This window comes from Lentilactobacillus dabitei, from assembly GCF_019061365.1.
GTDB classification, from domain to species: domain Bacteria; phylum Bacillota; class Bacilli; order Lactobacillales; family Lactobacillaceae; genus Lentilactobacillus; species Lentilactobacillus dabitei.
The window spans coordinates 1-7,727 of the sequence record NZ_JAHPPD010000109.1 but is presented as its reverse complement, the minus strand read 5'-3'; the positions used below and the strand labels follow the sequence as shown (position 1 = coordinate 7,727).

The following is a 7,727-nucleotide window of genomic DNA, read 5'->3' as shown; positions in this document are numbered from 1 at the left end:
CGTCAATTAACCACCAGTCTGCAAATGGTCGTTTTAGCGTTTTTAGCACTATTACTTAAGAGATTTTAGACAGCTTCTAAGCATCTATCTGGCAATACTTTTCTCGCCCACAGCATTGGCATTGCCCCCGCGCCACCTGCATATCTGGTCTTTGGCCGACGAGCTAAGGCAGCCCTATCAACCATTCTTGCAACGACTCTTGGTGTTGAGGCAAACTTATACGCTAATGCAAAAAAGTCACCTGTCTGCCTTGCCATTGCCGCGTATGGACCTTCTCCGGACACTTCCATCAGTTTATCAATCGCAATGCCTTTCCAATTTGACTGAATCGCCCCCGGTTCAATGACTGCCACATCGATGCCAAATGGTTTGAGTTCCATCCGTAATGAATCACTAATGCCTTCAATCGCAAATTTGGATCCCACATACCAGGCACCCATCAAACTCGCCAGCTTGCCATCCATTGAGGACATATTAATAATTCGGCCGCTCCTCTGCTCGCGCATTGTTGGCAAGACCGCCTGAATCATTTTGACCATTCCAAAAACGTTCACCTTGAATTCGTATTCACCTTCAGAAAGGTCAACTTCTTCAAACGAACCAAACGTTCCTAACCCGGCATTGTTTACCAAAACGTCGATTCGACCGGCCTCGTCGGCAATTTGGCTCACAACTTCATCAATTTCGTCCTGATCGGCAACATCGAGATGGAGCGTGTGAATGCCCAAGTCATCCAGCTCGTTCATTTTATAAACGCGCCGAGCCAAAGCATACACATCCATCCCATTTCGAAACAAATTCTTAGCAATTTGCTTGCCAATTCCAGATGATGCACCAGTTACAATCGCTACTTTTTTGGTCATAAATTATCCCCTCCAAAGGCATTGAAATTTCAATTAATGCAATTATATCACTTAAAGCGTTCACATGCCCTTTGCTTCACAATCAAATCGTGTTATTATCTAAAGCACAAATTTGGAATAAGAAGGCGACTTACTTGGTCACAATCAGCCCCATCAAGCAGCAAGACGATGCCAGTTTGGCACGGATCATCAAACATTCATTAAAATCATTTGGCTTAAATATTCCTAGCACCGCTTATTTTGACCCGGAGCTCAATAACCTGAGTGCCTACTACTCTGCATCCCCCAACCGTCAATACTTTGTTGCTGTTAGTGAGCACGGCAACGTCCTCGGTGGTAATGGCATCGCGGAATACGGGGAAGAAGCTGGCGTGGCTGAACTCCAAAAGCTCTATTTGACCAAGAAAGCCCAGGGTCAACACCTCAGCTATCACTTGTTGGATGCTGCGGTCAAGTTTGCTCGACAAAGTGGTTATAAAAAGCTCTACCTTGAAACCCACCACGCATTAACCACCGCCATTCATCTTTATCAAGAATATGGCTTCAAAGAAATTGGCCATCCCTTTCAAACCGGTGAGCATTCTTCCATGGACCGCTTTTTCTTAGGACCGCTCCGTAAAGCAGAAGCCTGCTCGTAAGCACTTCGGAGAAAAATTCCAAGACCGGGAATTTCTCCCCGAGGAGACTTACGCTCTGACTTCTAACCGCTTTACTCCGCTCACTTTTCCCATGAACCTCTGAGTGCGAATGGTTGTCGCATTTTAGTCATTCCATTAAAATGGAAATAGATTCACTTATAGGAGGGATCATTTAATGTCATTAACAGATACGTACACGTTGTACAACGGCGTCAAAATACCCCAAGTTGGTTTTGGAACCTGGCAATCGACTGGCGACGAGGCTTATCATTCCGTTTTAGCTGCACTAAACGCCGGCTATCGCCACATCGATACTGCCGCAGGTTACGGTAACGAAAAACAAGTTGGCCAAGCCATTAAGGATAGTGGCGTTCCACGTGAAGACCTATTCGTCACCACGAAACTATGGAATAACGATCACGGCTACGAAGCGACCAAAGAAGCCTTTGGCAAATCGCTTGAAAACCTCGGTCTCGATTATGTCAATCTTTACTTGATTCACTGGCCGAATCCGATTAAATTCCGGGATAATTGGCAAGAAACAAACGCCGAGACTTGGCGGGCCATGGAAGAATTCTACGATCACGGTACCGCTAAAGCTATCGGGGTTTCCAACTTCCGTCCCAAACACTTGGATGCGTTATTAGAAACGGCGAAGGTCAAGCCAATGGTCAACCAAATGTTCATCAACCCGTCAGATATGCAGCCGGCGGTAATTGAATATAACGATAACCATGATATCTTGACTGAAGCATACAGCCCACTTGGAACTGGTGGTGTCTTCAAGATTCCTGAACTTGAACCAATTGCGAAAAAGTATGGCAAGCAGCCTGCTCAGGTTGTCCTTCGTTGGTCGTTGCAGCATGGCTTTCTCCCACTGCCAAAGTCGGTTCATGAAAAGTACATCAAAGAAAATGCCGACATCTTTGACTTCAACCTATCAAATGCTGACATGAAGACGATTGATGGTTTTCACGGTAAATTTGGCTTAGCAACCGACCCTGATACAGCAACGTGGTAATTCCTCTTCAGTGTTTACAAAAGTCCCGTAAAGCCAATATTTTTCAACACTGGCCTTACGGGACTTTTTCTATTAACTGCAAATATCCTTTTATAAATCTTTGATCCTATTTTTAACTTTCACAAGCTGAAGACTCTTTTGATTAGCTACCTAATTCACCCTTCAATGAATTTCTTGGTCTTATACTCCGGGTTCGGGTACTTGTAGAATCCTTCACCTGATTCAACCCCCAGTTTGCCTTCATCAAGCATCTTCTTGAAAGCATCTGCCAATGGTTTAACAGCCGGGTTCCGGTTAACCGCCGCCAAGGTAATATTGTAGGCGGTTCGAATACCAACCGCATCCAGAATACCAAATGGTCCCCACGGTGCGCCAGTGGCAACCATCCAGGTACGATCAATCATCTTTGGATCGGCAATTTCTTTCAGCCAAAGCATCCCTGCCGCCGCATTCAACGGCATTAATAGTGAGTTCAAGATATAGCCGGGCTGTTCCTTTTTAAGCTGAATCGGCACCATCCCAATATCTCGTGCATACTGCACAATTTCTTGATAGATGGCCGGATCGGTTTCTGGTGAACCCATAATTTCGGCAGTGTTATTCAACCAAACTTGGTTGGAAAAGTGCATATTCAGAAATTGTTTTGGCCGGCCAGTATCTGCCGCAAACATGCTTGGTACTAAAGTTGACGAATTACTTGTAAAGATTGCCGCACTGGGCGCTAAAGTTGCCAACTTCTTGTAAAAATCGTGCTTGATATCCGGATTTTCCGGGATCGCTTCAATCACCAAATCAGCGTCCTTAACGGCTCCGGCAAGATCGTCAGTAAACTTTAGACGGGTAATTCCGGCATTGAATTCTTCATCGGTGGCCGCAATATCATGCCGATAAGCGTGGCGCAATCCCTTAATTCGCTTCTCAACCTGATCAACAGCCGCTTGACTAATATCATAAACGGTTACGTCAAAGCCCTTGAAGGCACTTTGAAACGCGATTTGACTACCTAATACACCACTACCAGCAACAGTTACCTTTTTAATAGACATTTTAAATCCCCCTTCACCAATTATAAATGATTACGCTTTCAAGCCTAACTTAAATATAGCAGGCTACTTGTGAAATGCAACAAATGAGTCTTATTGGCGGAGAAATGAAGCATCTAAATCTCTTGTGGCAAGGGAAATGATTGGGTACTGACCACCCTAGCCAGCTCATTTCCATTTCACAAGCTTTTTTAAGAATACAATAAAATCCAGTTAGAAGGCCGATCTGTACTGGCGACAATTCTAACTGGATTTCATTTTAATTGACTTGATAATTTACTGAATTAATAGTTTCCTTGAATCACTAATTTCTTATTAGCTGTCAGGTAAGTACCATTACTCAATTGATAACGAGTGGTCAAATTATGCTTAACAATTTTCTTAACGCGAAGATGCTTGCCATTCTTGTAAGTTTTAGCCTTACCAGTTAAATTAACGTTCCTGTATGCATGAACGCCCCTCTTGGCAATGACAGTGATCTTCTTATTCTTAGGCATTGTCTTGTAATAAACGTTAACAACGTACTTGCGACTTGCGGTAATGTACCCCACCTTATTAGCCGTCTTCTTACCGTGGTTAACATCACGAGCCCTGTACCTCAATGTGCCATTGTTGGAACGCGCATAACCGGTTACGACAAACATTGGGCGGTTAACTCGCTTGGCCTTGGGATATTTGGCAATCCGTTGACTCTTCTTAAAGTTGGCATTCTTATACATGTAGATACCTTTGGTGGCATAAACAGCAGAGCCCTGAACAGCGGCATAGTTTGGTTCGGCCGGCTGGCTTGTTGTAGTTGAGCTAGTCGGATTCCACGCGTTGTTATTTGAGTTGGTGTTAGTGCTTGCATTATTCGACTCGCCGCCATTGTTGACTGGTGTTGGAGCCGGAGTTGGCTTGTTTGTTACAATGACATTGACAGTACCAGTTTCCCCCAGATAACTATATTTAACCACATATTGTCCAGCTTTCGTGGCATCTAGCCGATTCAAATTAACGGTTAACCCATTTGCCAGTGCCTGTTGGTAACTCTGTTTATTGCCGCTTGCATCGGTAGCCGAAATAAAAGCCATACTAGGATCAATTTTTCATCTGTATGAATCTCCACAGTCTTTTGCAAATTTAAGCTTGCTTTAGTATACGGAATCCATGTTTCCACTTTTGTCGGATGATTGGGATTGCCCTTGCTATAAAGAGCCATTAATTGTTGTGGTGTATAAACTTGTGTACTATCTGATGCAGATTGCCATTTGTCGGAACCATCTGGGAAAGCCAAATCAGCATCATAATATTCTTTTACACCAAGCATAATTGCTGGCCCTAAAATAAGTTTACTTATTTTGTTATTCTTGATATCACTTCCACCGTAGTTAAGGGCGAGCATATTTGCCTCTTCCATTTCAGCTGACATATCTTTGTTCGAAAGATCCAGCACTTCCAAGGAACTGTCTCCATGAAACATAGAATTGAAGTTTGTCCCTTTAGATGTTCTCAAATTTGACATTCCAACTATTTTTGTAAGATTAGGCATGTTTCCTAAAAATGTATCTGGAGAACTGCCTTCCAAATTTAATGGGCCAGTAATAACTACTTGTTTAACAAGTTCCCCATAGTTGCCAGGGCCATCAAATTCCGACCATGGCCAATTGGGTAACCGGCCACCATCGTAGTTTTCCTCGGAATCATAGAACTTTGTTAATGTCCCTCCACCAATAGTGAGAAGGCCCGTTGACGTATTTAAATTCCATTTGACGTTATTTTCGAAAACACCACTGGTAGGAAAACCAGGCAAACCATTATCAGCTGTATTCTCAACAGATGCCTGTAGCCCCTGAGCCTTGACATTGAAATTAAACAACGGGCCTTGAGAAATTCCACCAATCACAATGGCTCCTAATATTATCGACTTTACAATCCAGCTACTCAATTACAACATGCTCCCCTCAATAAACGTCTTTCTGCATCAATTAATTATGATAGCTTTATTACAATATGATTTTGCTACTATTCTAAAATGATAATTTGATTAAAGCATTTAGTTAACACAAACAATTTAATAATATCTTTACTTTTTCATAACAAATCATCTACTCAATACATCCCTCTCCGAATTCCCACCCCGATGTGCTATCATACTTAGTAACTACAAATATAAGGACGGTTCAATGTATAACAATAAAACAGAAGTTCACGTAAATTTTGGTGAACAATTTACAATTCAAATTAAGCGTCTCGGCATCAACGGTGAAGGGATCGGCTACTACGAACGGAAACTGGTTTTTGTTCCTGGTGCGCTACCAGGCGAAAAAGTACTTGTCGAAGTTGTTGAAGACCTGAAGAATTTTATTCGGGCAACCCTAGTCAACGTCGTGGTAAAAAGCAAGGATCGGGTGAGCCCGGTTGACAATTATGCTAATCAAGTTGGTGGCTTTGAGCTTGAAAATCTTGCTTACCCGGCTCAATTGGCCTTTAAACGCGATATTATCCGCGACTCTCTCGAAAAGTATCAACCAACTGGCTACCGAAAGTTTAAATTACTACCGACGATTGGGATGGACGACCCCACCGGCTATCGAAATAAAGCGACCTTTCAAATTCGCGAAGACCGTCACGGCAACGTGATTGCGGGCTTGTACAAGACCCGCAGCCATGAAGTGGTTGGCTTAAAGACATCGGCTCTTCAGTACCCACTCACTATGAAAGTCATGCGGGCAATTGTTTCAATGATCCAAGACTTGAAGATTCCAGTCTATAACGAGGAAAAGAATGCTGGGATCATCAAAACGGTGGTTGTCCGGGCCGCTGTTGCAACCAACGAAGTTCAAGTGACCTTCATCACTCAAAGTAAGAAGCTGCTCAAAAAGCATCAGTTAGTGGAACGCATCCACGCTGAACTGCCAGAAGTGGTTTCAATTATGCAAAATATTAATCCAGGTAAGACATCCATGATCTGGGGCGATGAAACCATCCACATTGATGGTCGAGAAAAAATTACTGAAATTCTAAACGACCTTAAATTTGAGTTGTCGGCTCGGGCCTTTCTCCAAGTCAACCCCACCATGACTTCAGTTCTCTACAAGGAAGCCTTCAAAGCCCTGGAACTGACCGGTAAAGAAAAATTAGTCGACGCTTATTCTGGGGTTGGAACATTTGGCTTATCCGTGGCTAACCAAGTTCGTGAAGTCCGCGGAATGGATACAATTAAGGATGCCGTGGATGATGCCAATGCTAATTCAATTCGAAATGGGATCATGAATACATTGTACGAAGTCGGTGAGGCTGAAAAACTGCTGCCACTGTGGATCGAAGACGGCTGGAAACCAACAGCCCTCATTGTGGATCCACCACGCACGGGCCTAGCAGACACTTTGATTGATACAATTTTAGACATTGTTCCTAAAAAATTCGTGTATATTTCATGTAACCCATCGACATTAGCAAGAGATCTAGTAAAATTAACTCAAAAGTATAACGTCGAATACATTCAGTCGGTTGATTTGATTCCACAAACTGCCAGATGTGAATGTGTGGTCAAATTCAAGAAAAAATAGATTAAGCAAGGGAGGAATACCATGCAAAATCCATTTGGTAATGGGAATAACGACAACAATGATGATCAAAATCAAAACTTGTTACCAATTCCACCAAATTTTGCGACGGTCGTTAACAAAAAAAACGGTCAAATCCGAATTGCCAAGGTTGGCCTCTCATGGACAGCCCTCTGGTTCAGCATCATGGTACCGGTATTTCGATCTGACTGGTACAATTTCTTATGCATGACAGCCATTCAGTTGATTGTTGCCATGGGCTTATCAATGGGAATGGGCGAAACCTTACAGGTTGCCTGGACACTTGGATCATATGGTCTCGGAATCGTCTGGTTATTTATCTACAACATGATGTATTTCAAGCACCTGTTCAATATCGGCTTTGTGCCAGCCGATCAGCGATCCAAGGAGCTGCTGAGTAATTACAACTACTGGAAAGAGCCGAAAGAATAGTGGGCAGAGTGACCTCAGCTTTGATAGCTGAGAAGCTCAAAATTGACCCAAAATAAAGAGGATGATGCAAAATCAACTTTTTGAGGTGTACCCCAAAAGTTAAAGTAAATATTTGCTTGTCTTTCCTAGGCGGCACGGAGTCGATAGCTTATCGGCGCTGT

At 43.1% G+C, this 7,727-nt stretch carries 8 protein-coding genes; 4 read left to right on the top strand and 4 right to left on the bottom strand.

Going from position 1 to position 7,727, the window contains the following annotated elements; all coding sequences use genetic code 11:
* Positions 1-65: 65 nt before the first annotated feature.
* The gene (locus tag KTE19_RS12240; RefSeq protein WP_217342394.1) at positions 66-863 is read right to left on the bottom strand and encodes an oxidoreductase; all 798 of its coding nucleotides are present in this window, start codon (positions 861-863) and stop codon (positions 66-68) included.
* 134 nt (positions 864-997) lie between these two features.
* Between KTE19_RS12240 and KTE19_RS12235 the strand changes: the two genes are divergently transcribed.
* Together KTE19_RS12235 and KTE19_RS12230 are read left to right on the top strand one after the other, a co-directional pair.
* Positions 998-1,501, top strand: coding sequence for a GNAT family N-acetyltransferase (locus KTE19_RS12235; RefSeq protein WP_217342393.1), 504 nt, complete (start codon positions 998-1,000; stop codon positions 1,499-1,501).
* 175 nt (positions 1,502-1,676) lie between these two features.
* Positions 1,677-2,522 (top strand): aldo/keto reductase, encoded by an 846-nt coding sequence (locus KTE19_RS12230; RefSeq protein WP_217165198.1) that lies wholly within the window; start codon positions 1,677-1,679, stop codon positions 2,520-2,522.
* Positions 2,523-2,677: 155 nt separating this feature from the next.
* Here the strand turns inward: KTE19_RS12230 and KTE19_RS12225 are convergent, their stop codons facing one another.
* From KTE19_RS12225 to KTE19_RS12215, 3 genes are all read right to left on the bottom strand, one after another.
* Complete coding sequence (locus KTE19_RS12225; protein WP_217342392.1) at positions 2,678-3,568, bottom strand: 3-hydroxyacyl-CoA dehydrogenase; 891 nt, start codon at positions 3,566-3,568, stop codon at positions 2,678-2,680.
* Positions 3,569-3,849: 281 nt separating this feature from the next.
* On the bottom strand, positions 3,850-4,638 hold the full coding sequence (locus KTE19_RS12220; RefSeq protein ID WP_217165193.1) for a DUF5776 domain-containing protein: 789 nt from the start codon (positions 4,636-4,638) through the stop codon (positions 3,850-3,852).
* Complete coding sequence (locus KTE19_RS12215) at positions 4,566-5,492, bottom strand: hypothetical protein (protein ID WP_217165191.1); 927 nt, start codon at positions 5,490-5,492, stop codon at positions 4,566-4,568. Before KTE19_RS12215 ends, KTE19_RS12220 begins: the two co-directional genes overlap by 73 nt.
* 238 nt (positions 5,493-5,730) lie before the next feature.
* Here KTE19_RS12215 and rlmD point away from each other — a divergent pair, with 238 nt between their 5' ends.
* Complete coding sequence (gene rlmD / locus KTE19_RS12210) at positions 5,731-7,116, top strand: 23S rRNA (uracil(1939)-C(5))-methyltransferase RlmD (RefSeq protein ID WP_217165189.1); 1,386 nt, start codon at positions 5,731-5,733, stop codon at positions 7,114-7,116.
* Positions 7,117-7,137: 21 nt separating this feature from the next.
* Positions 7,138-7,566, top strand: a complete 429-nt coding sequence (locus KTE19_RS12205; RefSeq protein WP_054747339.1) for a hypothetical protein — start codon at positions 7,138-7,140, stop codon at positions 7,564-7,566.
* Positions 7,567-7,727 lie beyond the last annotated feature (161 nt).